13 protein-coding genes are annotated in these 17713 nt (G+C 42.6%); 6 read left to right on the forward strand and 7 right to left on the reverse strand.

The window, feature by feature from the left end; genetic code table 11:
• Nucleotides 1-87 precede the first annotated feature (87 nt).
• Together MuYL_RS17875 and MuYL_RS17880 are read left to right on the forward strand one after the other, a co-directional pair.
• Entirely contained in the window at nt 88-2217 is a 2130-nt protein-coding gene (locus MuYL_RS17875; RefSeq protein ID WP_094571853.1) for a hypothetical protein, read from the forward strand.
• Between the two features lie 161 nt (nt 2218-2378).
• On the forward strand, nt 2379-4871 hold the full coding sequence (locus MuYL_RS17880; RefSeq protein WP_094571854.1) for a TonB-dependent receptor domain-containing protein: 2493 nt from the start codon (nt 2379-2381) through the stop codon (nt 4869-4871).
• Between the two features lie 411 nt (nt 4872-5282).
• Here the strand turns inward: MuYL_RS17880 and MuYL_RS17885 are convergent, their stop codons facing one another.
• A complete protein-coding gene (locus tag MuYL_RS17885) occupies nt 5283-7091 on the reverse strand; it encodes a MutS-related protein (protein WP_094571855.1) in 1809 nt (602 codons plus the stop codon).
• A gap of 158 nt (nt 7092-7249) precedes the next feature.
• On the opposite strand from MuYL_RS17885, the gene rlmH reads away from it, so the two are divergent.
• From rlmH to MuYL_RS17900, 3 genes are all read left to right on the forward strand, one after another.
• Nucleotides 7250-7723, forward strand: a complete 474-nt coding sequence (gene rlmH / locus MuYL_RS17890) for a 23S rRNA (pseudouridine(1915)-N(3))-methyltransferase RlmH (protein WP_094571856.1) — start codon at nt 7250-7252, stop codon at nt 7721-7723.
• A 117-nt stretch (nt 7724-7840) separates the two neighbouring features.
• Nucleotides 7841-8767, forward strand: a complete 927-nt coding sequence (locus tag MuYL_RS17895; protein WP_094571857.1) for an aspartyl/asparaginyl beta-hydroxylase domain-containing protein — start codon at nt 7841-7843, stop codon at nt 8765-8767.
• A gap of 88 nt (nt 8768-8855) precedes the next feature.
• Nucleotides 8856-9776: a cation diffusion facilitator family transporter gene (locus tag MuYL_RS17900; protein WP_094571858.1), complete on the forward strand. Its 921-nt coding sequence runs from the start codon at nt 8856-8858 to the stop codon at nt 9774-9776.
• A gap of 94 nt (nt 9777-9870) precedes the next feature.
• On the opposite strand, the gene MuYL_RS17905 is transcribed toward MuYL_RS17900, so the two are convergent.
• Together MuYL_RS17905 and MuYL_RS17910 are read right to left on the reverse strand one after the other, a co-directional pair.
• On the reverse strand, nt 9871-10380 hold the full coding sequence (locus MuYL_RS17905; protein WP_094571859.1) for a DUF5606 family protein: 510 nt from the start codon (nt 10378-10380) through the stop codon (nt 9871-9873).
• Nucleotides 10381-10451: 71 nt separating this feature from the next.
• Nucleotides 10452-10889 carry a peptidylprolyl isomerase gene (locus MuYL_RS17910; RefSeq protein ID WP_094573016.1) on the reverse strand — a complete coding sequence of 146 codons (438 nt, stop codon included), beginning with the start codon at nt 10887-10889 and terminating at the stop codon, nt 10452-10454.
• Nucleotides 10890-11184: 295 nt separating this feature from the next.
• On the opposite strand from MuYL_RS17910, the gene MuYL_RS17915 reads away from it, so the two are divergent.
• Complete coding sequence (locus MuYL_RS17915) at nt 11185-12366, forward strand: asparagine synthetase B (RefSeq protein WP_094571860.1); 1182 nt, start codon at nt 11185-11187, stop codon at nt 12364-12366.
• Between the two features lie 213 nt (nt 12367-12579).
• On the opposite strand, the gene MuYL_RS17920 is transcribed toward MuYL_RS17915, so the two are convergent.
• From MuYL_RS17920 to MuYL_RS17935, 4 genes are all read right to left on the reverse strand, one after another.
• Complete coding sequence (locus MuYL_RS17920) at nt 12580-14682, reverse strand: putative porin (RefSeq protein WP_094571861.1); 2103 nt, start codon at nt 14680-14682, stop codon at nt 12580-12582.
• Entirely contained in the window at nt 14682-15497 is an 816-nt protein-coding gene (locus MuYL_RS17925) for a purine-nucleoside phosphorylase (RefSeq protein WP_094571862.1), read from the reverse strand. Before MuYL_RS17925 ends, MuYL_RS17920 begins: the two co-directional genes overlap by 1 nt.
• A complete protein-coding gene (lpxK, locus tag MuYL_RS17930) occupies nt 15460-16581 on the reverse strand; it encodes a tetraacyldisaccharide 4'-kinase (RefSeq protein WP_094571863.1) in 1122 nt (373 codons plus the stop codon). Before lpxK ends, MuYL_RS17925 begins: the two co-directional genes overlap by 38 nt.
• 184 nt (nt 16582-16765) lie before the next feature.
• Nucleotides 16766-17536, reverse strand: coding sequence for a Type 1 glutamine amidotransferase-like domain-containing protein (locus MuYL_RS17935; protein ID WP_211710182.1), 771 nt, complete (start codon nt 17534-17536; stop codon nt 16766-16768).
• Nucleotides 17537-17713 lie beyond the last annotated feature (177 nt).

The raw sequence follows: 17713 nt of genomic DNA on the forward strand, positions 1-17713 counted from the left end.
GAGAAATTTTAAATTTTCAAATCAACACATTTTCAAATCCTCAAATTAAATTCTTCAAATTAAAAACAGCATATTTGGCTTACAGATATGCTGTTTTTATTTTCAATCACTTGGGGAACGGTTTCGGGATGGTGGGTACCTGCCTGCGCGGTGGCCGGTTTATTATATGCCTGGTTATTTTACCGGCAGCCGGTAAATCTGTCCAATAAATTCAGGTATGGGTTATTTGCAATACGCGCTATAGCGGTAACTATTATAGCCTTGCTGTTGGTTTCGCCGCTGGTGAAATCGGTAAGCTATAACCCTCAAAAACCATTGGTGCTGGTTTTGCAGGATAATTCGCAATCAATCAAAATGTTTAGAACACCGGGCGAAGCTAAAGTCTCCCCAACCGGGGGAGATTTAGCGGGGGCTCAAACGGAAAATGTTGTAGTTGACCAACTCTCCGCATTAAAGGAACAACTCGGCGACCGATACGATGTACAGGAATTTCATTTCGACAGAGACCTGGGCAACGGCCTGTCCAAAAGCTTTACCGGTAAACAAACTAATCTCTCGAATGCATTACACCAGCTAAATGACCGCTTTGTAAATCAAAACATTGGGGCACTGGTAATAGCTACCGACGGTTTGTATAACCAGGGCAGCGACCCGCAATACGAAGCCAGGAACTTTAAGAACAGCATTTATACCATTGCGCTTGGCGATACAGTCGCCAAACGTGATTTGCTCATCGGCAATGTCAATTACAATAAAACGGCCCTCCTAGGCAATGATTTTGAGGTGGAGGTATTAGCAGAAGCTTATCAAAGCAAAGGCGAGAATATCCACTTGACTATTACAGAAGATGGAAGGCAGGTAAGCTCACAGGACATCCCGGTAACCTCTAACAGTTTCCAAAAACAGGTAACACTAAAACTTAATGCCAGGAAAAAGGGACTGCGCAGGTTTAATATCAGTATTGCCCCTGTAAAAAATGAGGTATCAGCCGCCAACAATTCAGAAACAATTTATGTAGATGTGCTTGATGCCCGGCAAAAGGTTTTACTGCTGTTTGAAGCCCCTCACCCCGACATCAGCGTAATCCGCCAAAGCATAGAAAACAATAAGAATTACGAGGTAAAAGCAACCGTCGTTTCTGAAATGGCAGCTATTAAGCCGGCAGATTATAACCTGGTGATCCTATACCAGTTATCTGCAGCCAGTAATAGCGCTATACAGAACCTGTTGAAAAGTAAAGTCCCGCTTTGGTACGTGGTAGGTGCGCAAACAGACCTCGGTAATTTCAATAACAATCAAAAAGTAGTAAAGATAAGCGCCGGCAGGATGGAAATGCAGGAGGTATTTGCCCAGCCTGCAACAGATTTTGCGGCTTTTACCTTGTCCGATTCATCCAGAAGAAAAATAAGCGCGCTGCCCCCATTACTGGCACCGTATGGAAGTTACGGGTCGACTCCTGCCGGCGGCACCCTGCTAAAGCAGCGGATAGGCGCAGTAGAGACTACCTATCCCCTGTTATGTTTTGGGGATGAGGCGGGCAAACGGACAGGTATACTTACCGGCGAAGGTTTATGGCGCTGGCAACTTGCCGAATACCAGGCTTATGGCAGTCACCATGCACTGGAAGAACTGTTTAGCCAGGCTGTACAATACCTTACTGCCAATGCAAACCGCCAGCGATTTATTGTTTACACCCCTAAACATGTTTTTGATGAAGGCGAAAACATATTGATCAACGCCGAGCTTTACAACGATGCGCTTGAACTGGTAAATACGCCTGATGTGAGGATTGAATTAAAAAACGCTGCCGGGAAAACCTACAGCTTTCTTTTTAGCCGCAATGATAAAAGCTATCAGCTGGATGCCGGCACTTTGCCTGTAGGCGAATACACCTATGCAGCTAACACAAAAAACGGCACCAAATCATTTACCGCCGCAGGGCAGCTAACCGTAAAACCTTTAAACCTCGAATCGCGGCAGAGTGCGGCTAACCACCAGTTACTAAATACCATTTCAAAACAAAGCGGCGGCCAAATGCTGCAACCTGCACAAGTTGGCCAGCTGGCAGGCCTCATCCAAAAAAACGACAATATAAAAACTGTGGTTTATGAGGACAAACACTACAGTGATGTTATTGACGTAAAATGGATTTTTGTGGTAATTGTGCTGCTGTTATCGCTAGAATGGTTTTTGAGGAAAAGAGAAGGCGAAATATAATATTGAAACCCTTATCCGCCCGTTTACAGTGTAGCTAATACACAGTATGTTAGCAGCCAATTGCAACTAATTTGTTACAGTTAGGCCTGATTGTTAAATAATCACACTTTGCTTGTAACATTTAATCTATTTTCGCCTCCAATTACAAAAATCATCAATAAATGAAACGTTTTTACATAATTATAGCAATACTATGCTCTTTTATTACCGCAAACGCCCAGGTGGGTTTAGGCGGTGGTGGCTCAACAATAGTGGGGAAAATTTCCGGCAATGTTATTGACTCCCTCACCAAAAAACCGCTTGACTATGCCTCTGTGGGCCTTTACAGAAGCGGCGGCAAAGCGCCTATCACCGGTGGTATCACTGATGAAAAAGGAAACTTTAAGCTGGATAATGTTAAACCTGGAAATTACAAGTTAGTGATTTCTTTTATCGGTTACCCCAGTAAAACTATTGACCCCGTTGTAACAACGGCTTCAAAGCCCGATAATAATATGGGTATCATTATTGTGTCACCGGGCGCAAAATTGTTAAAAGAGGTTACAATTACCGGACAAACAGCATTAATTGAAAACAAAATTGATAAGATTGTTTACAATGCGGAGAAGGACATAACCGCAGCAGGCGGCAACGCAACGGATATATTGGGCAAAGTGCCGCTGGTTGCAGTTGATATTAACGGTAACGTATCTGTCCGCGGTGATCAGAACGTGCGTGTGCTGATCAATGGCAAACCATCCGGTGCTACTTCAACCAGCCTTTCTGACGTATTAAAAGCCATTCCTGCAAGCCAGATCAAAAGCATTGAAGTTATTACCTCGCCGTCTGCAAAATACGACGCTGAGGGTTCGGCCGGTATCATCAATATCATTACAAAATCCAAAAATGTTTCAGGCATAAGCGGATCGGTAAATACCGCTGTGGGCACCCGTCAAAACAATGGTAACTTCAATTTGAATTACAACAAAAACCGTTTTAATTTTTCGGCCAACCTTGGCGGTAACTTAACATGGCCGCAAACTTCTATAACTAATTTTGATCAGCAGATTGATCTGGATACGGTTCATACGCACACCACCAGCCATGGTACCAGCCGGGTTACCAGGCATGCCACCAATAGCTCTGTGAGTGCCGGTTATGAATTTAACGCTTTTAACAGCATTACCTCATCGTTTAAATTGCTGGATTTTAATTTTAATACAAACGGCAATACTTCAACCCAATCTGCAACACCTTATGACAATCACCTGCAACAACATAACGAGTTCAGCAACTTCGACTGGAACCTTGACTACACGCACAAATACAAAAAAGAAGGTGAAGAACTTGACCTGTCAACCCAATGGAGCCATGGCAGCGGGATAACTGATTATACCAACACTTATTCTGCGGTTTTTAATAATATACAAAACAATCTTAACGGTAAAAATAACGAATATACCATACAGGCAGACTACACCCTGCCTATAAGCAAAACGCTTAAGCTGGAAGCCGGTGGCAAGAGTATTTTCAGGAGGATAAACAGTACGTCAAATTACTATGATGACACCAATAAATCCGGAGATTTTACATTTGACCCTTCGTTATCAAATATTTACAAATACAACCAAAACGTATTCGCGGGTTATACAGTGTTTACCGTGACGCTGCCGAAACAGTGGTCGGTTATGGCAGGTGTAAGGGATGAGAATACGGATATTAAAGGCGAACCCATTAATGCAACACAGAATTTGTCTCCGTTTAATCAAAACTATAACACACTTGTGCCAAGCTTAACAATTCAAAAGCAACTTAATGCCAAGCAAACTATAAAACTGGCTTACAGCAAACGCATAACCCGGCCAAGCTTACAGTTCCTGAATCCGTTTGTGAGCCAGGTTAATATCCAAAGCCAAACTCAAGGTAATCCAACACTGGACCCGGAAGTTTCGCAGACTGTTGAATTGGATTATAATTCCTTCATCGGGACTTCAATATTGAACATTTCAGGCTACTATAAGCACACTACTAACCTGATTGAAAACATTGCACGGCCAATATCAGTTGTTGTTGATGGCATAGCACAGGGCGGTACATTAACAACTTATCAAAACATTGGCGCAAATAATTCTCTTGGCGGCAGCATTTTTGGAACTATCAATCCGATTAAAGCTTTAACAATTATTATGAGTGTTAATGCGTTTACCTACAAGCCAGACCCTTCGGGGGTATTCCATCTTGAACAAACGCAAAATGGCACCTATATTCAGTATGGCGGTTTTGCACGCGCAAGTTTAACGCTGCCAAAAGATTATATTGCAGAAGCATTCGTATTTGGCAACTCGCCACGTCATACCATACAGGGTACAACACCAACATTCAGTATTTTTGGCATAGGGGCTAAAAAGCAATTTATGCAAAAGAAACTTGCAATTGGGGTGAATGCTATTGAGCCTTTCAGCGAATACAAAAGCTTTAATTCAGACTTAAAGAGCCCCGGCTTTAAACAATCCAGCAGCTTCCAGATGCCCTTCCGTTCATTTGGCTTAACGTTTAGTTATACCTTTGGAAAGCTTAGCTTCAGCAACCCTAACGCGCCTAAAAAAGGCGTTAACAATGATGACATGAAACAAGGTGATCAGGGCGGCGGCATGGGCGGCGGCGGCGGCAGATAAGCCTTCAAAAAGATTCAAGACTATTATAGGTCATGATTCCATCAAACAGAAAGAGCCGGGAATAAATCCTGGCTCTTTTTGTTTGATGGTGGGTTTGTTTCTGTCTTGATTCCTGACTAGTATAAGCCTGCTTCTCTCCCCCTAAGCGAAATGTCATTAAGTGAACGTTCGACATACCAATTAGTGAAACACATTGATTATCAGATACTTGCTTCTACTTATTCTTTAATAAATAATTAAGTTATTGATAATCAGAATATTTCGCTTTGTTCCACCCGTTCCGTGTGAAAAAATGGAACACTTTGCCGGCCAGGATACACAAACTTCGTCTCTGCAAATTGTGTTAAGTCCTATAGTTTTTATCTTCCTGTCTTAATTCCTGGCTCCTGGTTTCTTGCTTCGCACCCTATCCTAAGCTTCCACATCAATCCCTATCTGCTTCAGCAGTAACGACGCATTAAAGGTTTTGCATTCGCCATCTTTTATCTTGTAGTCGAACAGCATTTCGCCGTTTACTATCTGGATGTCGAAATAAAAATTGCGCACATAATCCGGATGCGACTGCTCAAGCTCTGCTATCTGCAGATCGTGCGTAGCCACCATGCCTACCCCTTTTTTCTTGATCAACTGCTCTATTACCGCTTTTGAGCCCAGGTATTTATCAACCGAGTTGGTGCCGCGCAGCATTTCATCTATCAAAAAGAAAACCTTGTTCTCAGTTTCAACAGCTTTAAGCAGCATTTGCAGCCGGTCAAGCTCCGCCTTAAAGGTTGATGTACTTTCATTAAGCGAATCCTTAATGCGCATGTAAGTTATGATAGTGATAACCGATACCTGCATTTCTGATGCGCAAACAGGCGCACCGCAAAGCGCCAACACCGTGTTAATGCCGATGGTACGTAAAAATGTGCTTTTACCCGCCATATTTGAGCCGGTAATAATATCTATTTTAAAAGTATCATTCAGTTCATAATCATTAGCCACGCGCTTGCCGGCATTAATAAGCGGGTGTGCAAGGTTTTTTCCTGACAAAGTATAACCGGCACCATCGACAATTTGTGGGAACGTCCATTCAGGATAATTAATATGCAGGGATGCAAGACTTATTACAGCTTCAAATTCGGCCAATACATCAAATGCCGTCTCTAAACTTTCCTGGTTGTTAAGTTTCCACTTTTCTATAGCGATGATCTGGCGGATGTTCCAAACAAACAGTACATTCATTATGATATCCACTACCAGGTTTAGCCGGGAGTTAAGCTTGTTGATCAGCGTTGAAAGTTGTGAAATCCGGAATGAGATTGCATCTCCATTTATATTTTTTATTTGGCTAGATACTCCGCTTAAATAAACCGATTCCCATTTTTCATTTTCAATGCTCTTAAAAGCTTGAACAAAATGCTTAAGCGTTGCCCCTATCCTACCGGCTATCAGGTCGGTTTTATCGACAATATCCGATCGTGAAGACGACTGCCGGTAATTGAACAAGCCTAAAACAGGCAAAAAGTAAAACGCCTTTGTGTAAAACACACCCGTTATTACTGTAGCCAGCAAAATAAACGGGGCTAGCGTGCAATAAACAATCAACCATTTTTCACCATTAATTTTAACCGGAATTTTTAAATATGCCAACAGGTTTTTAATCTGCTCTTTTTGTTGCTTTAATGAAAACAGGAGGTGCGCCTGGATATCAAGCTTCCAATCGTTTTTACCGGCAATCTCGGCTACTGCCTGCTGACGCAACAAAATCACTTCCTTAGTTGCCGGTTTATGCAGCCAGGCAGCCAATTTAACCATACCAGGGAAAGTTGCTGACCGATTGATCAGCTTAAAAAGGGAGTAATTACCGTATATATCAATATCTGATGTATAATAGTGCGCATCGTTATTAAACATGGCACCATTATCATACATATTAGCACAGCTTTTTATCGAATCTATTTCATTATCTGTAACCTTTTTAAGATCAATGAAGTAGTTTTTTAGCGTCTCGTATTTGTTTTGTTTTTTTATAAGCCAGCTAAACCAAAATATCAAAAGTATTAATGAAATGGCTACAATAACAATTTGATCAAGGCTAACAGCTATGCATACGGCAAGTATGAACAGCCCAAACACCCCTAACCTGTACAAAGAGTAGTTATTAGCAAGTTGTTTATATTTATCGGCTTCGTTTTGCGCAAAGTCCGATTTTTGCTGGTAATCTGTTATTATATCCATCGAAATTATGAGAGTGGTACGGGTTTGAGTGGGCCTAATTTAACTATTAACCTAAACACGGGCAATATTACAACAATTCAGCCTTTTAGCTTTATAAACATTTAAAACTATACCTAACTTTGCAGGCCTTATAGCATTTAAAACCTCTTTTAGCTGAAATGAAGATAACATTCCTAACCGTTGGCAAAACCGAAGACGCTTATTTAAAGGAAGGGATTGAAAAATATGTAAAGCGGTTAAAGCATTATACCAAACTGCTCATTATTGAATTAGACGAGTTAAAAAACACCAAAGCCTTAACCCAGGACCAGCAAAAAACCAAAGAAGCTGAGCTCATTCTTAAAAAGATCAGCCCTGTTGATCATGTAGTGCTGCTTGATGAAAAAGGAATGGAGTTAAGCTCGCAGCAATTTGCAGCGTATATTGATAAAAAAGCGATTGGTTCGGTCGCTAATATTGTTTTTGTTGTTGGGGGGCCCTACGGGTTTGACGCTTCGGTCTACGCGCGCGCCAATGATAAACTTTCGCTTTCCGCTATGACCTTTTCCCATCAAATGGTGCGCCTGTTTTTCACGGAGCAACTTTACCGCGCCTTTACCATAATTAAAGGTGAACCTTATCACCACCAATAACTGTTTGCCTGACCAAATTAAAAAAATAGTCAGCAAACTGTAAAAATTCCGTTATTGGTTGTGAACTATGCCCTCTGTGTACCCCAGTGCCCTATTTTTGTAAAAAAAGCGTTACGCATGCATACAGTAATTACCGAACTTATATCCCTTAAGTTTGTATTATTCTACATCTTAATCATATCCACCATCATTGTTCATTACAGGGGTAAGGTGAGGTTTAAATTTTTCAGGCAGTTAACAGACCATTCAACATTTATGGCCCCGATTAATATGCCGATGTATGCATTTTCAGGAGTGGAAAACCAACCCTACATCAAATCAGCAAACTTTCCCCAACTACGTTTATTAAAAGACAACTGGCAAACCATCAGGGATGAAGCCTTGCAGCTGGAGCGCGAGGAGCTGATCAAGGGCTCGGACAAGTATAACGACATGGGCTTTAACTCGTTTTTTCGGCGGGGATGGAAACGTTTTTATTTAAAATGGTACGATGACTTTCATCCTTCCGCAAAAAAGTATTGTCCGCAAACTATTGAACTGATCAAGGGCATCCCCGAAGTAAAAGCCGCCATGTTTGCGGTATTGCCGGCGGGCAGCGAATTGCTGATGCACCGCGACCCGTATGCCGGTTCGTTACGCTATCACCTGGGTTTGATCACCCCAAATTCCGATCAATGCCATATTGTGGTTGACGGACAGAGCTATGCCTGGAAAGATGGTGAAGATGTAATTTTTGACGAAACTTATATTCATTATGCAGAAAACAAAACGGATATTGATCGCATCATTCTTTTTTGCGACATCCAGCGCCCTGTAAAAACCATGTTTGCACGCGGCTGGAATAAGTTCTTCGGCTGGTTTATTATGGCGGCGGCCGTATCTCCAAATATGGGCGAAGACAAAACCGGAAATATTAACAAAGCTTTCAGGTATGTATATTCCATCAGGCTGGTGGGCAAGCGGATAAAAGCTTATAACATTAATTTATACTATTGTGTAAAATACGCACTGATGCTGGGCATATTATACCTTATATTTTTTTAAGGATAACCGGCGACGCAAGATATTGAGTCTATTTATATTCCGACTTCCGGGCTTTCCGACTTCCGGACTAATTTCTTACTTTTACGGCATGTCAGCAGGTCACGATCATTCACATCATCATCACCATGATCATGCCCCCAAGCTTGATCACCTTAACGCCGCCTTTGTATGGGGTATCATCTTAAATTCGGCATTTGTAGTTATTGAAGTAATTGCTGGTTTAAGCACGCATTCGCTATCGTTGCTTACCGATGCCGGCCACAACCTGAGTGATGTTGCCAGCCTTGCCCTGGCGTTATTAGCTTTTAAACTTACCAAAGTAAGCTCAACCAGTCAATATACTTACGGTTACAAAAGGTCAACTATAATTGTGTCGTTCTTTAACGCAGTAATTTTGTTTGTGGCGGTGGGCTTTATTATTTATGAAGCTATAACGCGCTTTATGCACACCGAAGTAGTTTCGGGTGGCACTATGGCGTGGGTAGCTTTAATAGGCATAGGCGTTAATGCGTTTACAGCATGGCTTTTTGTAAAAGATAAGGATACCGACCTGAATGTTAAAGGCGCCTACCTGCACATGGCAGTTGACGCTATCGTATCTTTCGGCGTGGTGGTGTCAGGTGTGATCATCTATTTTACAAACCTGTATTGGATAGATAGTGTAGTGTCCCTGGTTATTGCTATTGTGATATTAAAAGGCACCTGGAGCTTGCTTAAGGATAGCCTGAGGCTGGAGATGGATGGTGTTCCAAAGGAAATGGACCTGGAAAAGATCAAGGCTGAACTGATGAAATGCAAAGGAGTTATTGATGTGCACCACATGCACGTATGGGCACTTAGTACAACTGAAAATGCACTGACCGCTCACCTGGTGATCAAACAGGAATTACTGGCAAACTTTAACAACATAAAAAAGGACCTGCGGCACCGCCTTGAACATTTGGATATTAACCATGCTACATTTGAACCCGAAATTGAAGAAGAGGAATGTAAGCACGTAGATTGCTAATTAAAGATATTATACAACGTAAAAAAGCCAGAGGAATAGATCTTCTGGCTTTCTTGTTTCTGATACACAAATACCTTGTGCATCTACATTGAAATTATGCTTTTTTTGCTGCTGCTTTTTTTGCTTTTGGCTTTGCCGGCGCTACTTCAGTTTCTGCTGCTTCAACCTTTGCAGGTTCTTCAGCAACCGGGGCTGCTTCTTCAGCGGGAGCAACTGCAGGATCGGTTTCGTTAAACAACGGCATATCCTTTAATATCTGGTACCAGCTAATGATCTTTTTCATATCCGAAGCATAAACTTTTTCTTCATCATGATCAGGCGATACTTCCCTGAAAAATTCCCTTAGCTTTTTTCCATCAGCTTTAGTATCCGGAACGCTTGATGAGGCTTTCATCCGCTCAAAAACGTCTGTTAGCTTAATATCGTCATCCAGGCCAAAAATGGTAATCTCGTGAAGCGCTGCCAGCTTAGCTGTTGATAAATTGGCAATCAGCTTGGTTCTTTGCGCATCAAGGCTTTCTAAAATATAGCCTGTTTTATTTTGAGCCAATGCTCTCCATAGGCCCGGCTTACCTGATACGGCTACAATTCCCTGTAAATTCATTTCTATTTTTATAATGTAATGATTGATGCAGAAACTATTTTATCTAATCTATAGTTTCAGACCCCTAATCACTATCCCTCAATAACATCAATTCCTAAAATTTTATCACCCTGACGAATAGCGTCAACTACCTCAACGTTTTCAACCACTTTACCAAATACAGTATGGTTCCTGTCTAAGTGCGCGGTATTATCGCGGCTATGGCAGATAAAAAACTGTGAGCTGCCGGTATTACGGCCTGCATGAGCCATTGAAAGCACACCACGATCATGGTACTGGTTATCGCCGGTTAATTCACAATCAATCCTCGTTCCTGAGCCGCCTGCACCTGTACCGGTTGGATCGCCGCCCTGGATCACGAAATTAGGGATCACCCTGTGAAACGTTACGTTGTCATAAAATCCCGACTTTGCCAGGCCAAGAAAGTTTGCTACTGTGTTAGGTGCATCCTTGTCATAAAACTCAACGGTCATGTCGCCTTTTTCGGTTTTGATTATTGCTTTGCTCATTTTTTCTCTAAAATAGTAGGCAAAGGTAATAATTTGAGGGGAAAGGCAAAAGGTTTTTAAAAGAGGGTATAAAGTAAAGCGTAAGGTAAAAATCACCATTAACAATACTGTATTTGAATATTCGTTACATTTGATATTAGTATCCTTAATAACCATACTAAAAGTGATTAGCAAAATGCAAAAACAACACCGCTCACCTTTTTTTTTTACACGCCGCCTTTCTGCTTTCACTATCCTGTTTTTAGCTTTTACCCTTTTACCTGCCCTAACAAGGGCCGCCTCCATACTAATCCCAATGGATGACGCGCAAAAAGATCACCTTAAATCATACGGTATTGCCTTCTGGACGTTAAAGAACGGTGAAGAGATTGACTGGCTGCTCAATTACCGGGGTGGCAGCTTTATGATGAAATATGATAAAAAGATTGAGGATGAGTGTAAGATCCGTGGCGTTAGCTACGAGGTTTGGGCAGATGCAAAGGTGAACCAGGTATTAGCCGAAGTGAGTGATCCTTCAGTAAACATGGATGTGGTTAAATTAGAAAAAGCCCCAAAAATGGCCGTTTATTCGCCCAAAAACAAACTGCCGTGGGATGACGCCGTTACACTGGTTTTAAAATATGCCGAAATTCCGTATGATGTGGTTTACGATGAAGAAGTGATAAAGGGCGATCTGCCCAAATATGACTGGCTGCACCTGCATCACGAGGATTTTACAGGCCAGTACAGTAAGTTTTACGGCGCTTTCAGGTACGAACAGTGGTATAACGACGACATCAGAATCCAGGAGGCTACAGCGCACAAACTAGGCTTTAAAAAAGTATCGCAAATGAAATTGGCAGTTGCCGAACATATCCGTGACTTTTGCGCCGGTGGCGGGTTCCTGTTCGCTATGTGCTCGGGTACCGATACATTTGATATTGCACTGGCTGCTGCCAACACCGACATTTGTGAACAGATGTTCGACGGCGATGCGGCTGATCCTGCAGCGCAATCAAAACTTGACTTTAGCCAAACGTTTGCATTTAAGAACTTTACGCTGGATATGAACCCCATGTCGCACCAGTTTAGCAATATTGATGTAACTACTACCCGCCAGGTGGAGCGCAGCCGGGACTTTTTTACCCTGTTCGACTTTTCGGCAAAATGGGATGTAGTGCCCAGCATGTTAACGCAAAACCACGACAAGGTGATAAAAGGATTTATGGGCCTTACCACGGCTTACAATAAAACCCTGCTTAAACCAGGCGTCACCATAATGGGCGAGACGAAAAGCAGTAACGAGGCCCGCTACATCCACGGCGAATACGGCAAAGGTCAATGGACTTTTTACAGTGGCCACGACCCTGAAGATTACCAGCACATTGTAGGTGACCCCCCAACTGATCTGAAGCTGCATCCCAATTCTCCCGGATACCGCCTTATTTTAAATAATGTGCTGTTTCCGGCAGCAAAAAAGAAGAAGCAGAAAACGTGAGTTAGTTGATTAGAGGTCAGAGATTCGGAATTAGAAAATCCAGGGTGCGGTATTTCAAACTTCTGATTTGCGCTGTGCAACCTTAGTAGAAATTGTCTCAGGATATTGTCTGATATCCTTGCAACCTAACACCAAATATGCATCGGTAGTTTGTTAGTTTTAACATGCCTACATTGTCGATTAACTAATCTCTAACCTATAATTAGCTAATCGCTAATTATAAAACGCCCATGAGATACCTATTTTAAGTGCTGCATCCTGTTGGGGGTAACGGTTTACTGTATAGTAACCCTTGCTGAAAAGGCCCTGGTTGGCATAATCATACATTATAAAAAGATTAGTACGCTGCAGCGTTGCTTTTATAAATATAGTTGCCACCGGGTATGATGAGAAACTCACATTAGCCCCGTTATAAAATTGGCCTAAACCGGGTGCGTATGAAGGCGCTACGTATGAACTGTTGTACCGAACATCCATGCCTATGTTTGAGTAAAGCACATTAAACAGCAATGCTTTATAATAAACGCTGGCATAGTTATAAAACTGCGGGGTACGCAATGTGCTCTGGTAATCTGTTTTTTGATAAACAAAGTAATCATCAAAATGCCACCTGCGCCAGGCAATGCTTTTACCAACGCTTAGTTTGATCATGTTTATTGAACCGTTGATCTGCGCCGGATGGGCATCAATCCCGTTGTCCTGCGCGGTAAAATACAGGTAATCTGTTATTAAAAAGTATTCCGCTTTCAAATCAAGCTTTAGCGGCATGTTAACATAGTTAAAAGATACGCTGTTGGTTTTTTGGTTGCTGAACTTGTTGTTAAAAATAAAGTGGTTGGAGTTCCAGCTGGTGTAAACCAGCGGTGGCGTACTGCTTTGGGTGTAACCGCCTAAAATTATCTTTCCGGCCTTATCATTTCCCGCAAGGGTAAGTTTCGCATCGTACAGGAAATCGCCAAAATCGCGTCCCTGCACTATTTGTTGAACATTGCCTTCCAGCGCGGCCCTATCGCTCAATTTATAGCTTATTCTGCCCTTCACCGTTAAATCCTGAAACGAGTTATGCTGTACCTTCAGCGGCCGCACAACCCTGCTGCCGTATTGATCAAGGGTGGTGTCACTCACAAATTGCCCATAGGTGTAAATATCCTGTGTAAGCCCAACATCAAGCTTCAATTCATTTTTGACGGCTTTTTCAGATTTACTTCGCAGGTAAAAGCTATACGAAAAATCGTTTTGCAGGTGCGTTACCGAAAGTGAATCGCGCGATCTGTTTGCGCTATAGTAATAATCGGGAAACACGTTGTAAGTATCATAACCATTTTGGAGGTATTCATATTTTGTTGCCTCGTATTTCAATGTGTATGACAGGCGCTGCGTAGGCAATATAGTTGCTTTTCCAGTTCCGTTGCTTGCACTGTCAATATGCCCCAGGTAGTAAGATTGTTTCAGGTAAAAAGAGCCGCCCTTCCAGTTTTCATAAGATGCGGGCAGGCGCACTTGTTCCGAGGGCTTGGAAAGCGAACCTGTAACGAAAATAGAATCGTTTAGGATAGACCCGGTAACGGGCGCTTTTACATTGTTATAAATAAGGTTGGTGAGCAGGTTATACCGCTTACTTTTCGACTCGTACCAGGTAAAAACGGCGGCGTTAACATCACTTACGTTTTGTGATAAAACCCCCGAATTGCTGTAATATCCCCTTGAGCCTATGAAATTTAGATTAAAGCCAAAGTTGAGCTGCGGGTTAACATTTTGTGCATGGGTTATTTTAAAGATCTGTTCTTTAACCCCAGTATAGCCTACCAGGTATAGCTGTGTATAGGCTACACGGGCGCGGTAGTAATTTATATTTTCGGGCTTTAGCATATATGGATCAAGCTCATGCAGGCCCGGCTCAAACCCAATGGTGCGCGATGGCTCAAACAACAGGCTGCGGGCAGGTAAACCCGTATTGCCAAGGCTTATTTTAGGGCTGCGGGGTTGTAAAAGCGGGCTGTAGTTTTCAAAGTTATAAATCCCGGTATCCAGCGGTAACAGTACAGTGCTATCTCTCAATAACCTTTCGTTTGTTACCCTGATAAATTTCGAATTAAAAACAACGCTGTCTTTCTTCCTGTCCTGCTTTTTCCGTAATGAATCAAGCATCTGGTCGTCCGTAAGTTTTTTGCCTGATGTTCTCCCGGTATCGCGCAGGTTGATGCGCTGCTGTGACTGCCGTGGATAGTTATCATTACCGCGTTGAATTTGCGCAAAGGCAGCCTGCGTACAAACACAGATCAACAGCAAAAGAATATATTTTAATTTATATAGCATTAAAAACCGGCTATCAACTCTTTAAGTATCAATGTCATTTTTGGTTCAGCTTCATGTGCCACCGCCAGTATTTCTTCAAGCGCTACAGGCTGTAATTGTTCTGAAAAACCTTCGTCCGTTAACACTGAAATGGCAAAAACGGTAAGCCCCATGTGCCGTGCGACAATTACCTCAGGAACGGTACTCATCCCTACCACGTCCCCTCCTATTATCCTCAGGTATTTGTACTCCGCCTTTGTTTCCAGGTTAGGGCCCGTAACCCCAACATAAACTCCCTTGTGGCACCTAATATTGTTTGCCTTTGCAATAGTTAGTGCTTTGTCAATCAGGTCGCGTTTATAGGGTTCGCTCATATCCGGAAAACGCGGGCCAAGCTCCTCTTCGTTACGCCCGGTAAGCGGGTTATGCGGCTGTAAATTAATGTGGTCGGCAATTACCATCAGGTCGCCCTTTTTAAAATCAGGATTAAGTGAACCGCTGGCATTTGAAACAAAAAGTGTCTTAATGCCCAGCATTTTCATCACCCGCACCGGGAAGGTAATTTGCTGCATGCTGTAGCCTTCATAATAATGCAAACGGCCCTGCATAGCCACCACCTTTACCCCATTTAGCGTACCGAAGATTAACTTACCTGAATGGAATTCAAGTGTCGAAATTGGAAAATCAGGAATATTGGAGTACATCAGCTGTTTTTCAACTTCAATTTCGTTCACCAGTGCGCCAAGGCCCGTTCCCAATATAATGCCTACTTCAGGCTCAAAATCGCCAATGCGGCTTTTAATGTATGCTGTGGTTTTCTGTATGTTCTCTAACATATTCAATAACAATTTTGTCAAACTGCGGGCCTGTACCGTTTAAAAATTCCACCTTTATCGGGATCACAAAAACCGGGAGCTGCCCATCAGTTGACCGTACCTGGTTTAACCAGGATTCATCTAAACGCTGCGCATCCTTTTCTGTTGTAACAATTATTTTTTTTTGTGCCGGATGGGCAGCAAACTCAGCCACAAGTTTAGCGATATTTTTTAAGGTAAACGGGTGGTGGTCGGGATAATTGTGATGAATTATATGCGGTGTGCTGTTGCTTAGGTATTGCAGCAGCGGCTGTGCATTAGCTATCCCTGTTAATAAAAACACAGTGGTATCATTGTCTATAGTTAAAGCCGACTGCTTTCCGCTTAACGTTTGCAGGCCCTGGTAGGCAATTGATGTAAAAAATAATTGCTGGTAAGGCAAAGGTTCAATTTTGTGCGCGATATCCGTTTTTTCAGCGTCGGTTAGTGATGCCGGGCATTTGGATACAATGATCACCTGTGCGCGCCACCGCCCGCTCATGGGCTCGCGCATGTTGCCCGCCGGCAATAAAAAGTGCGGCGCATTAACCCGGTTATAATCAAACAGCAAAAAGCTTAACCCCGGCTCAACGGCCCGGTGCTGGTAAGCATCGTCCATTAATATTATATCGTGATTGGGCAGCAACTGCTTTAATCCTTCTACCCTTGCCTCGCAAACAGCAACTGTTATATCCGGGAATTTCTGTTTAAACTGGGCGGGTTCATCTCCTATTTGCCTGGAGAGTGGAGCCTTAGTAGTAGCAGGTCCTTGATTGTTGAACCCTGATTCCCGGTTTTCCCTATCAGCTACGATATATCCCTTTGTTTCCCTTCCGTACCCTCTGCTCAATGTGGCCAGCTTATAATCTGATTTCAGCAGGCGAATGAGGTACTCCGTCATGGGGCTTTTGCCTGCGCCGCCAACTTCAAGGTTGCCCACAGATATTACCGGCTTGGTGAACCGGTAGCTTTTAAACAGCCCGGCATCATAAAGCCAGTTCCGTATAATAACAACCAACCCATAGATTAACGAAAAAGGCAACAAAAGCCAGCGCAGGTATTTCATAGTCTGTTGCAAAGATAACCGGGATTAATGGATTTTAGGGATTTGGAAGAATTGAAAACTAAGAATTTCAATCTATCGGCAGGATATTAGGATCAGCAGCATTAGATGACAAGTAAAAACCACTGCCAACCTCCGTTTACTATCGCTTTTCCTTACTAATCTTTGATCACTGGTCCGCTAACCTCTACTTCAAAATCTCCCTCACAGTTAGCAATTTTTCATCAACTTTCCCATCAATTACAGAAACAAAATAAGTATTGCTCTTTTCATCAACGGCTACTGATCTTACATATTTTTCATTTTCAAATACTATCCCTGCAAGGTCATCAATAGCATAGCCGGGGCTTAACCTGCCTTTTAAAATATTTTCGAAATAAAGGGGCTTACGAAGCGGTTCGCTGTGGTAATGCGGGCAATGGCTGGTTTGGATAAAACCTAAACCCTGCACAATAGAAAGATCCTTAGGCCGTGAATCTGTAGTGCCGCCCTGGAACCAGCATAACGAGCCGGCGCTGCCGCCTGCAAGAACTATCCCTTTGTTGTAGGCCTTTCGTAATACGGTATCAATTCCCTGGGCTTTCCATATCGCCATCATATTAAGGGTGTTGCCCCCGCCAACCACTATAGCATCCATGCTCAGCAGGTTTTCTTCAAAAGTCTTTTTATCCGTATAGGATGCTACATAAACCCGTTGAACATAAGGCCGCATCGGCAATTCTTCACAGGCGGCATACCAGGCTATAATATAGTTGGCGTTATCGCCGGTGGCTGTCGGCAGGAAGCAAATTTTGGGATCCTTCTTTTTGGTTAAAGCAATAACGTACCGCATAAACTGCTTGTTATAATTGCCGCCGTATGCAAATATGGTACGGGTTACAGCTGTTGTTCCGGACTGCTGGGCCATGCCCGAAAAACAGCAGGAAAACAATAGGATAGCCAGGTATATCTTTCTCAATTTTAATAATTTATAGTTTATAATTACCGGGCTGGTATTACCGGGCAACAATTATAGTAAAACCATGGTTGATTTTAAAATATTGAACACGCTAACTTTCGGACTTTTCGGACTTTACTGACTTTCCTTCAATAATTCTTAAATTTGTTTGTAACATCAGTGCCAACACCGGTATCT

Origin of the sequence: Mucilaginibacter xinganensis, assembly GCF_002257585.1 — a bacterium.
In the GTDB taxonomy this organism is placed as follows: Bacteria; Bacteroidota; Bacteroidia; order Sphingobacteriales; family Sphingobacteriaceae; genus Mucilaginibacter; species Mucilaginibacter xinganensis.

Coding starts and splice junctions, on each gene's coding strand:
- MuYL_RS17875 (WP_094571853.1), top strand. CDS start 88: ATGCTGTTTTTATTTTCAATCACTTGGGGAACGGTTTCGGGATGGTGG.
- MuYL_RS17880 (WP_094571854.1), top strand. CDS start 2,379: ATGAAACGTTTTTACATAATTATAGCAATACTATGCTCTTTTATTACC.
- MuYL_RS17885 (WP_094571855.1), bottom strand. CDS start 7,091: ATGGATATAATAACAGATTACCAGCAAAAATCGGACTTTGCGCAAAAC.
- rlmH (WP_094571856.1), top strand. CDS start 7,250: ATGAAGATAACATTCCTAACCGTTGGCAAAACCGAAGACGCTTATTTA.
- MuYL_RS17895 (WP_094571857.1), top strand. CDS start 7,841: ATGCATACAGTAATTACCGAACTTATATCCCTTAAGTTTGTATTATTC.
- MuYL_RS17900 (WP_094571858.1), top strand. CDS start 8,856: ATGTCAGCAGGTCACGATCATTCACATCATCATCACCATGATCATGCC.
- MuYL_RS17905 (WP_094571859.1), bottom strand. CDS start 10,380: ATGAATTTACAGGGAATTGTAGCCGTATCAGGTAAGCCGGGCCTATGG.
- MuYL_RS17910 (WP_094573016.1), bottom strand. CDS start 10,889: ATGAGCAAAGCAATAATCAAAACCGAAAAAGGCGACATGACCGTTGAG.
- MuYL_RS17915 (WP_094571860.1), top strand. CDS start 11,185: ATGGATGACGCGCAAAAAGATCACCTTAAATCATACGGTATTGCCTTC.
- MuYL_RS17920 (WP_094571861.1), bottom strand. CDS start 14,682: ATGCTATATAAATTAAAATATATTCTTTTGCTGTTGATCTGTGTTTGT.
- MuYL_RS17925 (WP_094571862.1), bottom strand. CDS start 15,497: ATGTTAGAGAACATACAGAAAACCACAGCATACATTAAAAGCCGCATT.
- lpxK (WP_094571863.1), bottom strand. CDS start 16,581: ATGAAATACCTGCGCTGGCTTTTGTTGCCTTTTTCGTTAATCTATGGG.